This is a genomic window from Paenibacillus sp. J45TS6 (assembly GCF_018403285.1).
GTDB lineage: Bacteria > Bacillota > Bacilli > Paenibacillales > Paenibacillaceae > Paenibacillus.
On the sequence record NZ_BOSJ01000019.1, the window covers coordinates 1 to 17,689 of the forward strand.

Genomic DNA, 17,689 nt, shown 5'->3' on the forward strand with positions numbered 1-17,689 from the left:
AGCCCACCTCAAGATGAGATTTCCCAATTAGTAAGACCCCTTGAAGACGACGAGGTAGATAGGCTGGGGGTGGAAGTGCAGCAATGCATGGAGCTGACCAGTACTAATCGGTCGAGGGCTTATCCTACAATTAAATCGCAAAGATTGTTTCGTATCTAGTTTTCAGGGAGCAAATCCTTGAGGAAAACCTAACGCTTGTTTCTTGATTCACACTTTCATGTTGAACCCAAGCAAACGCGAAGAGCGAATGAATTTTCCGAAGATTTTCGAGAAGCGTAAGCTGAGAAAATCCTGTTTGGTGGCGATAGCGGAGGGGTTCCACACGTACCCATCCCGAACACGACCGTTAAGCCCTCCAGCGCCGATGGTACTTGGACCGCAGGGTCCTGGGAGAGTAGGACGTCGCCAAGCAATAGTTAAAAGACACTGCCATTTAGGTAGTGTCTTTTTTTGTTTTTTCTTTTATCTACATTCTAATATTGAATCGGTTTTATTTTACTTGTATTTCCTTTTCACCCTATTTATACTTGATAAGACTGACTTAGATGGGGAAGATTCATCTATATCCTCTTGGGTATTTTACGTTGGAGGATAATGATGTTTTCTTCTAATAATAAAAATTAGTACCAGGTACTAGTATCTAGTGTTATAATACATATATAAAATATGGGAAGGTGATCGTATCGTATATTCTAAAGCGCAAATTACTGCAATAGGTACCTATGTTCCGGAGAAGGTGCTGACCAATACAGATCTAGAGAAGATGGTAGATACTAATGATGAGTGGATTGTTCAGCGTACAGGAATGCGGGAGAGACGTATTGCTGGGGAGCATGAATACGTATCTGACCTGAGCTGCAAAGCAATTGAAGATATGATGAAGCGATATCATATTGATATTAGTGATGTAGATATGATTCTTGTAGCGACGAGTACAGCAGAATATACCTTCCCTAGTGCTGCAGCAAGGATACAGCATTATTTTAATATAGCTCAGACGGGAACGATGGATATAAGTGCTGCTTGCGCAGGCTTTGTATACGGATTACAACTGGCAGACGGCCTGATCACTAGCGGGATGTATCATAAAATCCTTGTTGTGGGCGCTGAAACTTTGTCTAAGATTACAGATTATACGGATCGATCTACCTGCATATTATTTGGAGATGGAGCAGGTGCGGTTCTTGTTGAGAGAAGTGAAGATAAACCTGGCTTCTTGGGATCTATTTCTGGAACTCAGGGTAGTGGAGGAATACACTTATATAAAACGGCTTTAGGAAAACAAATGGAGGGGCAAGAACTCCAGAAAGATGGAAATCTCGTGCAAAATGGCCGTGAAGTTTATAAATGGGCAGTACGTAATGTACCTGAAAAAACAAAAGAGCTGATACGTAAATCGGGACTAACTCCATCTGATATTCAGTGGTTTGTCCCTCATAGTGCGAATCTTCGTATGATTGAATCTATTTGTGAGAAAGGACCAGTACCTATAGAACGAACTTTAACTAGCGTAGAATATCGAGGCAATACCTCGGCGGCTTCTATTCCTCTTGCAATCCAGCTTGCTCTAGACGAGGGACGAGTGAAATATAATGATATGATGCTTTTGTTTGGTTTTGGAGGAGGACTAACATACGCGGGAAGCATTATACGTTGGGGAGTTCCTGACATAGAGAAATAGAGAAGCTGTTCAAAAAGATCTCATTGGCTGCAATGGGCCAGGAGGTCTTTTTTTGTTTTTAATATAAAAATGAAGTGAAAAAGTACAGGGAATCGGTAGATACTCTTAGCATTTTCTCTGCGCTTTACGTGAATGTTATAATAGAAGTATTGCAGAAAGGGGAGAGTTATGAAAGTACTCGTATTAGCAGAAAAACCCTCGGTAGCACGTGAGATTGCACGCGTCATGGGAAGCCGTGAAAAACATAAAAGTTATTTTGAAGGACCACAGTATGTGGTGACTTGGGCCCTTGGCCATCTGGTTGGTCTTGCAGAACCTGAGGATTATGATCGCAAGTATGCAACATGGAATTTAGAAGATTTGCCGATTCTACCGAAACAAACCAAGCTTAAGGTGCTTCGGGAGACGAATCATCAGTATAAAGCGGTAGCGCAGCTCATGAAAAGATCGGACATTAAAGAACTGATTATTGCTACAGATGCAGCAAGAGAAGGAGAGCTGCTTGCTCGCTGGATCATTCAGATGGCACATTGTAAGAAACCTTTTAAACGTCTATGGATCTCTTCACAAACGGACAAAGCAATAAAACAAGGTTTTGCTAACCTAAAGCCTGGACATCAGTTTGATCGTTTGTATGAATCCGCTCGCTGCCGCGCAGAAGCAGACTGGATGGTAGGTCTTAATGTAACAAGAGCTCTTACAGTGAAGTATGGGGCTCAGCTATCTGCAGGGCGGGTTCAAACGCCGACCCTTGGTATGATTATGGACCGTGAAAAAGAAATTATGAATTTCCGCTCCGAAGAGTACGACACTATTGCGGCAGACTTCGGAAATTTTCAGGCGATGTGGCGCGCAGCTCAAGGGGACTCACGTATTTTTGACAAAACACGGACAGAAGAGCTAAAAAGAAAACTAGATGGCGCCTCTGCGAAAGTCGTTCAGGTGAAGAAAAGCGAAAAGGTGGAACCTCATCCCCTTGCTTATGATCTTACAGAACTGCAGCGAGATGCGAATAAAAGATACGGATTCTCGGCAAAGCAAACCTCTAACCTGCTTCAACGTTTGTATGAACAGCATAAACTGGTTACTTATCCTCGGACGGACAGTAGATACTTAACGAGTGATATGACAGGTACACTTAAAGAACGACTGGAAAGTGTAGCGGTTGGACCTTACAGTGCGCTAGCACGCCCATTATTACGTAAGTCACTTCCTATTACAAAACGTATTGTGGACGATAGTAAAGTGAGCGATCACCATGCAATTATTCCAACAGAGCAAACGGTCATTTTAAATGCACTCTCTACGGATGAGCGAAAGCTATATGATCTCATTGTAAGAAGATTTATAAGTTTGTTCTATGGGCCTGCACGGTATGATGCAGTACAAGTAAAGTTAGAAGTGGAAAAAGAAATACTCACGGTAAAAGGGACTACGGTAAAAGATCACGGCTGGCGTGAAGTTTACGGGGCAGAGGGATATGAGGATGACACAGATGTAGAAGAAGAATCCCATGAAGGGAAATCAGGCGGACAGCAGCTTCCAGAACTTCGTGAAGGTGAAACTTTCAAAATCCAGCGCTGCGTTGTGAAACCAGGCAGAACACTTCCGCCAAAACGTTATAATGAAGCTGCTTTACTCGGTCAAATGGAGAAGCATGGTCTTGGTACTCCCGCTACTCGTGCAGATATTATTGAGAAGTTGGTTAGTTCCGATACGATTGAACGTCAAGGAAATTCACTGCATCCTACAGGAAAAGGTAAACAGCTGATCGAACTAGCGGCTCCTCAGCTTCGTACACCGGAATTAACTGCGAAATGGGAAGCAGAACTTGAGCGAATCGCAAAAGGACAAGGCCAGCCGGAACCATTTTTAAATGGAATTCGCACCATGGCTGGTGAGCTTGTCCGCAGCGTGAAAAATAGTACAGTGGAATACAAGCCGCATAACGTTTCCAATAGCCATTGCCCAGACTGCGGAACGCGGTTATTAGAGAAAAAATCGAAACGTGGAAAATTCCTCGTGTGCCCTACAAATGACTGTGGTTATAAACGATCTGCAGAAAAAAGGCTTTCGAATCGCCGCTGTCCTCAGTGTCACAAAAAAATGGAGCTTAAAGAAGGAAAAGCAGGACTGTATGTACAGTGTCTACCATGTGGAATCACCGAGACACTTGATAAAGATAAAAAGCATGTGAATAAGCGCGAACAGCAGAAATTGGTGAAGCAATTTGAGAAAAAAGAGTCCATCGGTTCTAACCTCGGTGAGCTTCTTAAAGCTGCGATGGAGCAGAAAAAAGAAGGGAAATAGGAAAGCTTTTTCTTCTCTTTGGCAACATGTAAATTTTCCTTCGCATAATGGAACTAGAGGATGGCACCCTATACTGTAGGGGGTGATCCACGAATGCCGCATCATAAGCCGCTAAAAACGAAAAACCAGCAAAACAAGTCAAGTATACTTGAAGAAAGCAAGACGCTTCGTCCGGCAAAGGCAGCAGAATATCCGCCGAGTTTGAACGAAATTCCAAAACAGGAGTCGTAAGCGGCAAATCTTGTTAGCTTTCTTTTTATAAATGCTTATATGAAGCTAGAAGTAAACAGCAGCGCTTTTAACCTAAGGCGCTGTTTTTCTTATCATGGATTTATGCATAAAAATAACAAGGTTTCGTTACAATAAGATGAGAAGTGATAACCACTTTGACCCCTCTTTGCAGTGAGTACATTCATTGCCTATATGTTCCAACTAGCGGTATAATAGAAGAGAACAATGTAACTTAGTGATGTTCATTGAAAGAGGTGATCGGGTGAGAGAGGGAATTATGGTATGGTTTGTTTTTATTAATTTGGTAGCCTACCTGGTGATGTCTGAAGATAAGAGAAGGGCCCAGAAAAGAAGAGACAGAGTGCCGGAAAAGACACTGTTTCTGCTTGCCGCAATTGGTGGGTCACTCGGCATTCTCATTGCGATGTACCGCAAACGCCATAAAACGAAACATGCCAGTTTTACCATTGGCATTCCCATTCTTTTGTTTATAAATGCCGTACTGTATGGATACTTTCTTAGCTAATATCTAATATGTATAATGATTAATTTTAAGAAAATTGGTTAAAAACTACATACAGAAAGGTGGAGGTCCTCATGTCATTTTCCAAAATATTATTAGCTTATGATGGCTCACCGGTATCAAATAAAGCACTTGAGAAGGCTGTAGAGTTAGCGGAAATGTCAGAGAATTCAGTTCTAGATGTTGTACATGTATATGATTTTCCAAGAGTGTTTATTGGTGAGGGGCTTGCTCCGATCCCGCCTTCCGTCAACAATGAAGTGTATCAACTTGCGGAACAAACGGTAGAAGAAGCCAAACAACGACTGGCAGCTGCAGGATCTAGTGCTCGAGTGGAACTCATTCAAGGCTCCCCAGTAGATGTGATTATTGAATATATTAAACAAAATGATATTGACTTGATTGTCATCGGCAGTCGCGGGCTCAGCGGAATACGTGAGTTTATGCTCGGAAGTGTCAGCCACCGCGTTGCACAGGAAGTAAGTATTCCGGTTCTTATCGTAAAATAAGCAAACGTCTACAAAATATTTCGAAAAAGTCAGTTCTATACAAATAAATGCATAAAACCAGCATCTATCATTCCATGTGGTAGTTACTGGTTTTTTTATTTTATTAAGGCACAATAATTCCGAACAATATAATTACTGATCTATAGAATGTTCGTCTTTAAGTTGACATCTGGTGTAGTGGATTGGTAAACTATGAAAGGTAAAGTACGTAAACGTAAACGTAAAGGTATACGTAAATGAAAATGTGAATTTTATCAAAACTATATAAATGACTCGTATAACGCCGGGGATATGGCCCGGAAGTATCTACCTGGAGACCGAAAATTTCCGGACTACGAGGGTATCTGTACTTTTACAGCATAGGAAACTGCAGTTAATGACTGATGTTTTTCCATGTTTATAAAGGGGAATACAGGTATCTTCTGCAAACTGTCCGGAATCCGTGAATTAATATTAATCTCAAGGATTTCGGTTTTTATTTTTAATAGAGTTTGGATCAAGGGACAAGGGAGAGGATTGGATGTCAGTGCAAGTCGGTGTTATTATGGGAAGCAAATCAGATTGGGAAACCATGTCGCATGCATGTGAAGTACTCGAGGAACTTGGCCTTTCTTATGAGAAAAAGGTAGTCTCTGCTCATCGTACGCCAGATCTTATGTTTGAATATGCAGAGTCCGCCTATGAACGTGGGATCAAGGTCATTATTGCTGGAGCCGGAGGCGCTGCGCACTTACCTGGGATGGTAGCATCCAAAACGGTCGTGCCTGTCATTGGTGTTCCCGTACAGACAAAAGCTCTAAATGGTCTGGATTCTCTGCTATCCATCGTGCAAATGCCGGGCGGCATTCCTGTTGCTACCGTAGCGATAGGAAAAGCGGGTGCAATAAACGCTGGACTACTGGCAGCACAGATGATCGGCTCCTTTGACCCTGAGATTGCAAAACGTATAACAGAAAGAAGAGATCGGATTCGCACTGAAGTCCTAGAAAGCAGTGACACTTTATGAGTCAAAACACGACTAGCAGGATAGCGCCTGAACTGAACGTGAGTGATTCAGAGAGTAAAGTGCTGAAACCAGGTTCAGTTATAGGGGTACTGGGCGGTGGACAGCTTGGACGTATGATGACTCTATCAGGAGCTGCGATGGGATACCGGTTCATTACTTTAGATCCGACCGATGCATCTCCCTGTGGTCAGATTGCCGAGCAGATTGTTGCTGATTACAGTGACCAAGATGCGGCTCGTGAGCTTGCAAGACGATGTGATGTCATCACATACGAATTCGAGAATGTAGATGCAGAGGTTGCGGCTCTTTTAGAAAAAGAATCTTATGTACCTCAAGGAAGTAAGCTGCTGTACACAACACAGCATAGACTTAGAGAGAAACAAGCCATAGAAGCTGCGGGTGTTCCTGTTGCTCCTTACCGGGAAGTGAAGAGTGCGGCAGATATGGAAGAGGCAGTGGAATCGCTTGGTGTACCTTGTGTACTTAAGACAGTCACTGGCGGCTATGATGGAAAAGGACAGCGAGTGATTCGTGAGAAAGAGGCAGCACTTCGCGCATATGAGGAACTTGGTGGTTCTAAAGCGGAACTCGTTCTTGAGCAGTTTGTTCCTTTTACTTGTGAAATCTCTGTCGTTGCAGCGCGTAATCCGCAAGGGGAAATCAAAACCTTTCCACCGGCAGAAAACATACATGTAAACAATATTCTTCATACCTCAATAGTACCTGCAAGAGTATCTTCTGAACTTCAGCTCGAAGCGCAGCATCTTGCTTCACAGCTTGCTGAATCCTTACAGGTTGTAGGACTGCTGGCTGTAGAGTTGTTTGTCACAGAGGATGGGAAACTTTACGTTAATGAACTGGCTCCTCGTCCTCATAACTCAGGTCACTATACGATGGAAGCTTGTACGACAACTCAGTTCGAGCAGCATGTAAGAGCGATCTGTGGTTTACCTCTCGCAGATACAACGCTATTAAGTCCTGTTGTTATGGTCAATGTACTTGGCGAACATATGGAAGAAGTAGTAGATCGTTTTTCTGGATCCGACCTGGAAGCAGAAGAACTGGGTATAGCGGCTAAACTTCATCTGTATGGAAAAGCGGAAGCGAAAACAGGACGTAAAATGGGACATATTAATCTCTTATGCCACGATGTGCAGCATGCAATGATGTGGATTGAGAAAACGAATATTTGGAGGAATCAAAATTCATGATTGAACGTTATAGCAGACCCGAAATGAGGGCCATCTGGACGGAAGAAAATAAATTTCAAGCTTGGTTAGAAGTTGAACTTTGTGCTTGCGAAGCATGGGTAGAACTTGGCGTTATTCCTAAAGAAGATGCTGAATTACTTCGGAAAAATGCCAGCTTTGATATTGATCGGATCTATGAAATTGAGAAAGAAACGCGTCATGATGTTATTGCTTTTACTCGTACGGTATCGGAGAGTTTAGGCGAAGAGCGTAAATGGGTACATTACGGACTAACTTCTACTGACGTAGTGGATACAGCGAATGGTTATCTGCTTCGTCAAGCCAATGAAATTTTGGAAAAGGATATCTTGAATTTCATTGAAATCTTGAAAGATAAAGCGATCGAATACAAACATACCCCAATGATGGGACGTACGCATGGTGTACACGCAGAGCCGACTACATTTGGTCTGAAAATGGCACTCTGGTACGAGGAAATGAAACGGAATTTGGAGCGTTTCCGCCGTGCAGCTGACAATGTACAATTTGGTAAAATTTCGGGCGCTGTTGGAACTTATGCCAATATCGATCCTTTTGTTGAAGAGTTTGTATGTAAGAAACTTGGAACAAAAGCAGCTCCGATCTCTACACAAACATTGCAGCGTGACCGTCATGCGGAATACATGGCTACTCTCGCTCTGATCGCAACTTCACTCGACAAATTTGCAACAGAAGTGCGTGCGCTTCAGAAGAGTGAGTTCCGTGAAGTGGAAGAAGCTTTTGCTAAAGGTCAAAAAGGTTCATCTGCGATGCCGCATAAACGTAACCCAATCGGCAGCGAAAATATTTCAGGTCTGTCCCGCGTTATTCGCGGACATATGCTGACTGCTTACGAGAATGTAACGCTCTGGCATGAGCGCGATATCTCTCACTCTTCTGCTGAGCGTGTCATCTTACCAGATGCTACGATGCTGCTGAATTATATGTTGAACCGTTTTGGTAACATCATTAAGAACCTGACGGTATTCCCGGAAAATATGAAACGCAACATGGCAAGAACATATGGTGTTCCTTTCTCCGGCCGTATCATGACGAAGCTGATTGACAAAGGCTTCAGCCGTGAGCAAGCATATGATACGGTTCAGCCGCGAGCAATGGAAGCATGGGAAACCCAGCGTCAGTTCCGTGAAATTGTAGAATCTACACCAGAGATTACCGAAGTACTGAGTGCAGAAGAAATCGAAGATGCATTCAACCCAGCATGGCATCTGAAGCATGTGGATACGATTTTTGCGAAGCTTGGTCTGAACTAGAAACAAGATAGCATGTAATAGCCTTACCATGATATGAATTGATATTTGTTCTTTAGTAACATGATTCCTGATCTGCCTTTGACGCTTCGTAAGGAAATGCGAAGGCAGATCCATTTTCTAAATATGAAGTTGTGGAGTGATTCAGGCTATGACACTATCAACCGCGGTAGAAATCGTAAACGCACCGCTGTTATACAAAGGAAAAGTTCGTGAATTATATGATCTTGGCGAACATTATCTGATTGTTGTAACGGACCGTATTTCCGCTTTTGACTATGTACTTGAGCCGGCTGTCCCTGAGAAAGGGAACGTCCTTAACCGCCTAAGTGCATTCTGGTTCGAGCAGACAAAAGGTTGGATGGAGAACCACGTTGTTCATACGGATGTTGAATTGCTTGGTGATGTGGTCAAGAACAAAGAGCAGTTGAAAGATCGCATCATGGTGACCCGCAAAGCGGAACGTATTGATATCGAGTGTGTCGTTCGCGGCTATATTACAGGCGGCGGCTGGAGACAATACGAAGCTTCAGGAACAGTGAACGGGATTCAGCTTCCGCAAGGCCTGCGTAAGAATTCCAAGCTGGAACAGCCGATTTTTACGCCTGCTGCCAAAAATGATGTCGGTCATGATGAAGATATCTCAATGGCTAAGATGGAAGAGATGGTTGGAAAAGAGCTGGCTCAGGAACTGGAAGCGAAAAGCCTTGAACTTTATGCCTATGCAAGAGATTATTGCGAGAAGCGCGGCATTATTTTAGCAGATTGTAAGTTTGAATTCGGTATGGTAGATGGGAAGGTCATTCTCATTGATGAGATTTTCACACCGGATGCTTCAAGATTCTGGGCGAAAGAAAATTATGCACTAGATGTAGAGATTGACAGTATGGACAAAGAACCTGTAAGAGCCTACCTTTCTTCTACCGATTGGGATAAAAATAGTCAGCCTGATCCTCTTCCGCAGCACGTGGTGGAAGCTATATCAGCTCGCTATACAGATATTATGAACCGATTGATATAGGGGGGCCTCATATTCAAATCCCTCTCTCCAGTTGGCTTCGCCAAAAGTCGTTCGGGATTTGAATATTTCGGCCTAGCAGGGAAGAGAACAGATTAAGGGCAAGAGCAAAAGCAGAAGCAAAAGCTAAAGATTAAGGACAAGAGCATGGGCCAAGGTAAAGAACAGAGGTTAAGAACGATAATAAAGGCCAAGTGCAAGAACAAAGGTTAAGGGCAAGAGCAAAAGCTAAAAGCAAAGGCAAGAAGTAAGGGCAGAGGACAATAATAACAAGGGCAATAGCAATGGTTAGCAATAAAAAGCAAACCAACAACGAGTCCAGATGAACACTCTCTCATGTAAAGGCGTTAGAGAGATAGTGAAGTTAAAGAAAAGCAACAAAACGTAGATTAGAGTGTAGATAAAAGGGCTCGGCTCGGCAAACAACGGCGAAACGCGACCTTATACTTCATCCCATAAATGATTAAGATAAGAAATTTTTAATCCCATATCTATTAGATGTATTGAATGAGAGATAGGGTATGCCCTGAAATAATGATAGATTCATAAAAAGATAGAAGCTTAACGATGCTAGATTTAATAACATTCAACAATTTAATATCATCACAGTAAATCGCAAGCCTGTAACGACTAATACCAAAATCTTTTACCATTCCTTAGGAGGAACTTCCGATTATGATAAAAGCTACTGTATACGTGACGATCAAACAAAGCGTGCTAGACCCGCAAGGTGTTGCTGTGCAAGGTGCACTTCATTCCATGGGTTTTGCAGAAGTGGACAGTGTACGAATTGGGAAATACCTTGAACTCACTTTAGATACAAGTGATAAAAAGGAAGCAGAAGAACGCGTAAAAGTGATGTGTGAGAAGCTGCTCGCAAACACGGTTGTAGAAGACTATCGCTTTGAGTTGGAGGGTTAATCCATGAAATTTGCAGTTCTCGTGTTTCCGGGGTCCAACTGTGATATTGACTGCTACAAAGCAGTGGAAGAAACGATTGGGCAAACGGTTGATTACGTATGGCATACGGCGACGGATTTGTCAGCTTACGATTGCATCATCGTTCCTGGCGGTTTCTCTTACGGCGATTATCTCCGATGCGGAGCGATTTCCCGTTTTGCTCCTGTCATGAATGAAGTAGCTAAGGCAGCAGAGCAAGGCAAATATATTATCGGAATCTGCAACGGATTCCAAATCCTTACGGAAGCGGGTCTCCTGCCAGGTGCACTCCTCCGCAATGAAGGTATGAAATTCATTTGTCATGATTCGGTACTTAAAGTGGAAAACAATAACACTCCGTTTACTCGCGAATATGAGGCAGGCGAAGAAATCGTCATTCCAATCGCACACGGAGAAGGCAACTATTACTGTGATGAAGAGACACTGGCTGAGATTACTGCAAATAACCAGATCGTCTTTACTTATAAAAATAATCCAAACGGATCTTTAAATAACATCGCCGGTGTCAGCAACAAAGCCGGTAACGTCGTTGGCATGATGCCTCATCCGGAACGTGCCGTAAACGAAGTACTTGGAACAACGGATGGCAAACGTATGTTTACTTCGATTTTGAATGCCTGGAGGGATCAACATGACGCAGCAAGTATCCGTTAAAGAACCAACCGCAGCACAGGTTGCGGAACATAAACTTTATCAGCAAATGGGCGTTTCGGACAGTGAATATGATCTGATCGTATCCTTTATGGGTCGTCAGCCTAACTATACAGAGATTGGCGTATTCAGTGTAATGTGGTCTGAGCACTGTGCATACAAGAACTCAAAACCATTGCTTCGCCGTTTCCCAACGACGGGAGAACGTGTTCTGATGGGACCGGGGGAAGGTGCTGGAATCGTTGACATCGGTGATAATCAAGCGGTTGTATTTAAAATCGAAAGTCATAACCATCCATCCGCAGTTGAACCTTTCCAAGGTGCAGCAACAGGTGTGGGCGGGATTATCCGCGATATTTTCTCGATGGGTGCAAGACCGATTGCAACACTGAATTCTCTGCGTTTCGGTAAGCTCGAAAGCGACCGCGTTAAGTATTTGTTCGAACATGTTGTCTCCGGTATTGCGGGTTATGGTAACTGCATCGGAATCCCAACCGTTGGCGGCGAAGTGATGTTCGATGAGAGCTATGACGGTAATCCGCTCGTTAACGCAATGTGTGTTGGACTGATCGATCATGATAAAATCCAGCGCGGTGTAGCCAAAGGGGTAGGCAATCCTGTGTTTTATGTGGGACCTCCAACGGGCCGTGATGGAATTCATGGGGCAACATTTGCTTCCGTTGAACTTACGGAAGAATCCGAATCCAAGCGTACGGCAGTTCAAGTCGGAGATCCGTTTATGGAAAAACTCGTTATGGAATCTTGCCTTGAACTGATCGACTCCGGTATCGTGCTTGGTATTCAGGATATGGGCGCAGCAGGACTTACATGTTCCAGTGCGGAGATGGCAAGTAAAGCTGGAAATGGCCTGGAACTATACCTAGACCAAGTACCGCAGCGTGAAGAAGGTATGACTCCTTATGAAATGATGCTGTCTGAATCTCAAGAGCGGATGCTCTTCGTTGTTGAGCCGAAAGATGAAGCACAAGCGATGGAAATTTTTGAACGTTGGGGCGTTATCTGTGCCAAAGTTGGTAAAGTAACCGATGACGGAAGACTCAAACTATATCATCACGGCGAGGTTGTTGGCGACATGCCAGTTCATGCACTTGTTGACGAATGTCCGGTGTACAACAAACCTTCTGCTGTTCCTGAATATTATGTTGAAAATGGAAAAATCGACACCCTGCGTTATGAAGAAGTGTCGGATCTTACAGGCGCTCTAAAAACAGTATTGTCCTCGCCGACAGTATCCAGTAAAGCGTGGGTATACAACCAATATGATTACATGGTTCGGACAAGTACAGCCGTTCGTCCTGGTTCCGATGCAGCGGTGGTAACCGTTCATGGAACACGTAAAGGACTTGCTATGACGACAGACTGTAACGGACGTTATGTATATCTCGACCCAGAAGTGGGCGGCAAAATTGCAGTCAGCGAAGCTGCTCGTAACATTGTCTGCTCCGGAGCAGAACCACTGGCAATTACAGATAACCTGAACTTTGGTTCTCCTGAAAAACCAGAAATTTTCTGGCAAATGGAAAAATCCGTAGACGGTATGGCAGAAGCTTGTAACGTGCTTGGAACACCGGTTATCGGTGGTAACGTAAGTATGTACAACGAAAATGCCAAAGGAGCAATCTACCCGACTCCGGTTGTGGGTATGGTGGGTCTCGTACACGATACAGATCATATTACGACACAAGGCTTCAAAAACGAAGGAGATGTTATTCTCCTGCTTGGGGATACTTTTGCTGAACTTGGCGGCAGTGAATTCCAGTATGCGGTTCATGGTGTGACCGAAGGACGTCCGCCGAAACTGGATCTGGCTACGGAGAAAGCACTTCTAGATGCAGTACTTGGCGCGATTCAAAAAGGACTTGTCGAGTCTGCGCATGACTTATCTGAGGGCGGTCTGGCTGTTGCTCTAGCTGAAAGTTGTATCAGCGGCGGTAAAGGGGCACAGGTAAGTCTGACAACAGAGCTTCGTAAAGATCATGCTTTGTTTAGTGAAAGCCAGTCTCGTATCTTGCTGACAGCAACGAAAGAAAATGCAGAAGCTTTAGAAGCATTTGTGAAAAATAGCGGAGTTCCTGTACAAGTGATCGGACAAGTAACAGGCAACAATCTAACAGTGGAGTTGAACGGTACATCAGCTGTGGACGAATCGGTAGCGGTTCTGAAGCAGGTCTGGGAGGATGTTATTCCATGTCTGATGAAGTAAGCGTTCCGAAGTTCTGGACAGGTGACTATTACAACGAAGGTTCGGGTAAAGAAGGACTTTTCGATAAATTAAAAGAGGAATGCGGGGTTTTCGGGGTGTACAGACACCCTGAAGCCGCTTCTTTATCCTATTACGGACTTCACGCCCTTCAGCATCGTGGAGAAGAAAGTGCCGGCATGTGTGTTAGTGACGGCAATGAGTTCCATTACCACCGCGGGATGGGACTTGTAAAAGAAGTATTTACAAAAGATCTTATGGCTACTTTGACTGGAGATATCTCTATTGGTCATGTACGTTATTCGACCAGCGGAGACAGTAAACTGACGAATGCACAGCCGCTTGTATTTAAATACCGTGATGGCGATCTTGCAGTTGCCACAAACGGAAATATCGTAAATGCACCCGAGATCCGCAAGGAACTCGAGCAGAGCGGTTCGATTTTTCAAACAACCAGCGACACGGAAGTCATTGCTCACCTGATTGCACGGTCATCGAAGGATTTAGTCGAGGCAGCAAAAGATGCTTTCCGCCGAATAGTGGGGGGCTATGCTTTTCTGATTATGACGAATGACCGTCTTCTTGTAGCATCTGATCCACATGGACTTCGTCCGCTGACGATGGGTAAGCTCGGAGATGCTTATATTTTCGCTTCCGAGACTTGTGCACTGGAGACAATTGGTGCGGAACTTATCCGTGACATTGAGCCTGGTGAAATGTTGATCTTGGATGAGAACGGACTTCATGAAGATCGTTTTGAGGAGCAAAAGCACCGGAAAGCACTTTGTGCAATGGAGTATATCTACTTTGCTAGGCCGGACAGTGATATGAATGGTTCAAATCAGCACGCAGCTAGAAAACGGATGGGTAGCCGAATGGCGCTTGAATCCTTCGTTGATGCTGATGTGGTGACAGGGGTACCTGACTCTAGTATATCTGCAGCGATTGGATATGCAGAGCAAACGGGCATTCCGTATGAGCTTGGAATGATTAAGAACAAATATACAGGTCGTACATTTATTCAGCCAAGTCAGGAACTGCGAGAGCAGGGCGTGAAGATGAAGCTGAGTGCCGTACGCCGAGTAGTAGAAGGCAAACGTGTGGTTATGATTGATGATTCTATCGTGCGGGGAACTACATCGCGCCGGATCGTCAATATGCTGCGTGATGCAGGAGCAACTGAGGTACATGTACGGATTACCTCACCTCCATTTAAAAATCCTTGTTTCTACGGGATCGACACACCAAATCGGGACGAACTCATTGCTTCTTCCAGATCGGTTGAAGAGATTTGCAGAGAGATTAATGCGGATTCCTTGTCTTTCCTTAGTCCCGAGGGCCTGATTGCTTCGATTCAAGGCAATCATCAAGATGAATATAAAGGCGGCTTATGCCTTGCCTGCTTTGATAATGATTATCCGACGACCCTGGATTTTAAAGAAGGGGCGAAGGCTGGCTGCGGTTGCTAAGCTAAGCAGCATAGAAAGCGAGGGCACTAGCGAAGCCGAGAATCCCCGTATTTGCCGCAGGCGAACAGGGAGATTCGGCGAAGCAACGCGCGTAGCGCGAATGCACTTGCGCAGCAAGGGAAGACATTGCATTTGCCGCAGGCGAACAGGTGGACTTCCTGGCGGAGCTACGCGCGCAGCGCGAAAGAACTTGCGCAGCTAAGGGAGCCGCTGCATTTGCCGCAGGCAAACAGGTGGACTTCCTGGCGGAGCTACGCGCGTACAGCGCGAATGCACTTGCGCAGCAAGGGAAGCCACTGCATTTGCCGCAGGCAAATAGGAGGACTTCCAGGCGAAGCTACGCGCGCAGCGCGAATGCACTTGCGTAGCGAGGGAAGCCACTGCATTTGCCGCAGGCAAACAGGTGGACTTCCTGGCGGAGCCCCGCGCGAAGCGCAGCTCTTGGCGAAGCTGAGAATCCCCGTATTTGCCGCAGGCGAACAGGGAGATTCGGCGGAGCTACGCGCGTAGCGCGAAAGAACTTGCGCAGCTAAGGAAGCCGCCACATTTGCCAACGGCAAACAGGTGGACTTCCTGGCGGAGCTACACGCGTACAGCGTGAAGGCACTTGCACTTGTGCACGATGAGCCAAATGTAAGCCGGTCTGAAAGACCATTAGCGATCCAATCACAAACGTAAACATAGCAAGAACACCCAAAACTCCGGTCCGCTAGCAAATTTGCGGGTGTCCAGAGGGGCGCTGCCCCTCTGGGGTCCTCCCTGTCAGGGAGGATTTAGGTGGGTGATTTTCCCCTTAAGGATGGTGTCCAATTTGTCAGAAGCCTACAAGAATGCCGGCGTTGATATCGCGGCAGGCAACGAAGCGGTAGAAAAGATGAAAAAACATGTGAAGCGTACATTCCGTCCAGAAGTCATGACAGATCTCGGTGGATTTGGCGCTTTGTTTGGTTTGAATAAAGACAAATATGATGAGCCGGTACTGGTATCTGGTACAGATGGTGTGGGAACGAAGCTCAAAATTGCATTCGCCATGGATCGTCATGACACGATTGGTATTGATGCAGTGGCGATGTGTGTGAATGATATTGTCGTTCAGGGTGCGGAGCCTCTTTTCTTCCTTGATTACCTTGCTTGTGACAAAGTCGTTCCAGATAAAATTGAAGCCATCGTAGCAGGTATTGCTGAAGGCTGTCATCAATCAGGCGCAGCACTAATCGGCGGCGAGACGGCTGAAATGCCAGGGATGTACAGTGATGGTGAATATGATATTGCTGGTTTTACGGTAGGTATCGTAGATAAAGCCAAAATCATTAACGGAACTACCATTACACCTGGAGATACCGTGATCGGGGTTGCTTCTAGCGGAGTTCATAGTAACGGATTCTCTCTAGTACGTAAGCTGCTTCTGGAGCAAGCCGGCTATAGTCTTCATGATGAGGTTGCAGAACTGGGCGGTAAGCTTGGGGATGAACTCTTGAAGCCAACCAAAGTCTATGTGAAGCCAATCTTGGCACTCCTGGATGAAGTGAAAGTAAAAGGAATGGCTCATATTACCGGCGGTGGATTTATCGAAAATATTCCGCGGATGCTTCCAGCAAATGTGAATGTAGAGATTAACTATGGCTCATGGCCGATTCTGCCCATCTTTAAACTGATGCAGCAAAAAGGAAGTATTTCTAACAAAGACATGTTCACTACCTTCAATATGGGGGTTGGCATGGTGATTGTAGTAAGTGAAGCAGATGCAGAAAAAACAATCGAATCACTGCGTGCAAATGGAGAAGAAGCTTACACCATCGGCCGAGTAACGGAAGGAAACCAAGTGGTCACCTTTACTGGAGCGGAAGTATAATGTCCGGTTTTCGTATTGCCGTATTCGCTTCCGGGCAAGGAAGTAACTTTCAGGCTTTAGTAGAAGCTGCATCTAATGGGAAAATAGAAGGTTCGATCGAGCTTCTTGTCAGCGATAAACCGCAGGCTCTTGTTGTCCAAAAAGCACAGTCTGCGGGGATTCCCTGCCACCTCTTTCAGCCGAAAGATTATCCTTCACGTGAAGCGTATGAACAGGAAATCGTCGAAAAACTGAATGCACTTGAGATCGATCTTGTTGTGCTGGCAGGTTATATGAGACTACTGACTCCAGTTATTGTCGAAGCGTATGCGGGAAGACTCATCAATATTCATCCTTCCCTGTTGCCAGCTTTTCCAGGTAAAAATGCAATTGGACAAGCCTTGGATTACGGGGTAACTCTTACGGGAATAACGGTACATTTTGTGGATGGCGGAATGGATACAGGGCCTATTATTGCACAGCGTGCAGTAGAGGTCTCTACGGAAGATACCTTGGAATCGTTAGGTGAATCTATTCATGCACTGGAGCAGCAGTTATATCCAGAGGTTGTTTCTTGGTTTGCGAGAGGCCTCGTAAAACTGGAAGGACGTAAAGTTACGATTGGTGCGAAAGAATGTCAGGAAAATACTCAAACTGCACCATAGTGGAGACATTCCAACATTTTGTGCGAGGCTAGTAAAACGTATGCGGCATGATGTGATATTTCTCGGGAAATAAACGTAGTTTCGACGTTGGTCATTAGACGTAAAAGAACTGCA

Annotated in this window: 17 protein-coding genes, 2 rRNA genes and 1 riboswitch; of the genes, 18 read left to right on the forward strand and 1 reads right to left on the reverse strand. The window is 44.8% G+C overall.

Translation table 11 applies throughout. The features are described from left to right. The 16 genes from KJS58_RS20690 to KJS58_RS20765 all read left to right on the forward strand — a co-directional run. Positions 1-127, forward strand: a 23S ribosomal RNA gene (locus KJS58_RS20690); the annotation flags it as partial. A 167-nt stretch (positions 128-294) separates the two neighbouring features. Then, positions 295-411 (forward strand): 5S ribosomal RNA (rrf, locus tag KJS58_RS20695). A gap of 271 nt (positions 412-682) precedes the next feature. Continuing rightward, a complete protein-coding gene (locus KJS58_RS20700) occupies positions 683-1,681 on the forward strand; it encodes a ketoacyl-ACP synthase III (protein WP_213535451.1) in 999 nt (332 codons plus the stop codon). 168 nt (positions 1,682-1,849) lie between these two features. Beyond that, positions 1,850-3,991, forward strand: a complete 2,142-nt coding sequence (locus KJS58_RS20705) for a DNA topoisomerase III (protein WP_213535377.1) — start codon at positions 1,850-1,852, stop codon at positions 3,989-3,991. 93 nt (positions 3,992-4,084) lie between these two features. Beyond that, a complete protein-coding gene (locus KJS58_RS20710; RefSeq protein ID WP_213535379.1) occupies positions 4,085-4,222 on the forward strand; it encodes a hypothetical protein in 138 nt (45 codons plus the stop codon). Positions 4,223-4,460: 238 nt separating this feature from the next. Then, the gene (locus KJS58_RS20715; protein WP_374705841.1) at positions 4,461-4,748 is read left to right on the forward strand and encodes a DUF1294 domain-containing protein; all 288 of its coding nucleotides are present in this window, start codon (positions 4,461-4,463) and stop codon (positions 4,746-4,748) included. Positions 4,749-4,819: 71 nt separating this feature from the next. Then, the gene (locus KJS58_RS20720; RefSeq protein ID WP_213535380.1) at positions 4,820-5,254 is read left to right on the forward strand and encodes a universal stress protein; all 435 of its coding nucleotides are present in this window, start codon (positions 4,820-4,822) and stop codon (positions 5,252-5,254) included. 253 nt (positions 5,255-5,507) lie between these two features. Further along, a riboswitch (purine riboswitch) is annotated at positions 5,508-5,609 on the forward strand. A 165-nt stretch (positions 5,610-5,774) separates the two neighbouring features. Then, the gene (purE, locus tag KJS58_RS20725; protein ID WP_213535381.1) at positions 5,775-6,260 is read left to right on the forward strand and encodes a 5-(carboxyamino)imidazole ribonucleotide mutase; all 486 of its coding nucleotides are present in this window, start codon (positions 5,775-5,777) and stop codon (positions 6,258-6,260) included. Next, positions 6,257-7,471, forward strand: a complete 1,215-nt coding sequence (gene purK, locus KJS58_RS20730) for a 5-(carboxyamino)imidazole ribonucleotide synthase (RefSeq protein WP_213535382.1) — start codon at positions 6,257-6,259, stop codon at positions 7,469-7,471. Before purE ends, purK begins: the two co-directional genes overlap by 4 nt. Beyond that, on the forward strand, positions 7,468-8,763 hold the full coding sequence (purB, locus tag KJS58_RS20735) for an adenylosuccinate lyase (RefSeq protein ID WP_191802739.1): 1,296 nt from the start codon (positions 7,468-7,470) through the stop codon (positions 8,761-8,763). Before purK ends, purB begins: the two co-directional genes overlap by 4 nt. A gap of 148 nt (positions 8,764-8,911) precedes the next feature. Further along, the gene (locus KJS58_RS20740; RefSeq protein WP_213535383.1) at positions 8,912-9,781 is read left to right on the forward strand and encodes a phosphoribosylaminoimidazolesuccinocarboxamide synthase; all 870 of its coding nucleotides are present in this window, start codon (positions 8,912-8,914) and stop codon (positions 9,779-9,781) included. 672 nt (positions 9,782-10,453) lie between these two features. Continuing rightward, entirely contained in the window at positions 10,454-10,699 is a 246-nt protein-coding gene (gene purS, locus KJS58_RS20745; protein ID WP_191802743.1) for a phosphoribosylformylglycinamidine synthase subunit PurS, read from the forward strand. A 3-nt stretch (positions 10,700-10,702) separates the two neighbouring features. Then, positions 10,703-11,392, forward strand: a complete 690-nt coding sequence (purQ, locus tag KJS58_RS20750) for a phosphoribosylformylglycinamidine synthase subunit PurQ (RefSeq protein WP_213535385.1) — start codon at positions 10,703-10,705, stop codon at positions 11,390-11,392. Beyond that, positions 11,370-13,613 (forward strand): phosphoribosylformylglycinamidine synthase subunit PurL, encoded by a 2,244-nt coding sequence (gene purL, locus KJS58_RS20755; protein WP_213535386.1) that lies wholly within the window; start codon positions 11,370-11,372, stop codon positions 13,611-13,613. Before purQ ends, purL begins: the two co-directional genes overlap by 23 nt. Further along, a complete protein-coding gene (gene purF, locus KJS58_RS20760) occupies positions 13,598-15,079 on the forward strand; it encodes an amidophosphoribosyltransferase (protein WP_213535387.1) in 1,482 nt (493 codons plus the stop codon). Before purL ends, purF begins: the two co-directional genes overlap by 16 nt. Before the next feature lie 216 nt (positions 15,080-15,295). Continuing rightward, a complete protein-coding gene (locus KJS58_RS20765; protein WP_213535388.1) occupies positions 15,296-15,589 on the forward strand; it encodes a hypothetical protein in 294 nt (97 codons plus the stop codon). 19 nt (positions 15,590-15,608) lie between these two features. On the opposite strand, the gene KJS58_RS20770 is transcribed toward KJS58_RS20765, so the two are convergent. Beyond that, a complete protein-coding gene (locus tag KJS58_RS20770; RefSeq protein WP_213535390.1) occupies positions 15,609-15,761 on the reverse strand; it encodes a hypothetical protein in 153 nt (50 codons plus the stop codon). A 129-nt stretch (positions 15,762-15,890) separates the two neighbouring features. Between KJS58_RS20770 and purM the strand changes: the two genes are divergently transcribed. Both purM and purN read left to right on the forward strand, forming a co-directional pair. Continuing rightward, positions 15,891-16,931, forward strand: coding sequence for a phosphoribosylformylglycinamidine cyclo-ligase (gene purM / locus KJS58_RS20775; RefSeq protein ID WP_213535454.1), 1,041 nt, complete (start codon positions 15,891-15,893; stop codon positions 16,929-16,931). After that, a complete protein-coding gene (purN, locus tag KJS58_RS20780) occupies positions 16,931-17,575 on the forward strand; it encodes a phosphoribosylglycinamide formyltransferase (RefSeq protein ID WP_213535391.1) in 645 nt (214 codons plus the stop codon). The genes purM and purN overlap by 1 nt, the downstream gene beginning before the upstream one ends. Positions 17,576-17,689: the final 114 nt, after the last annotated feature.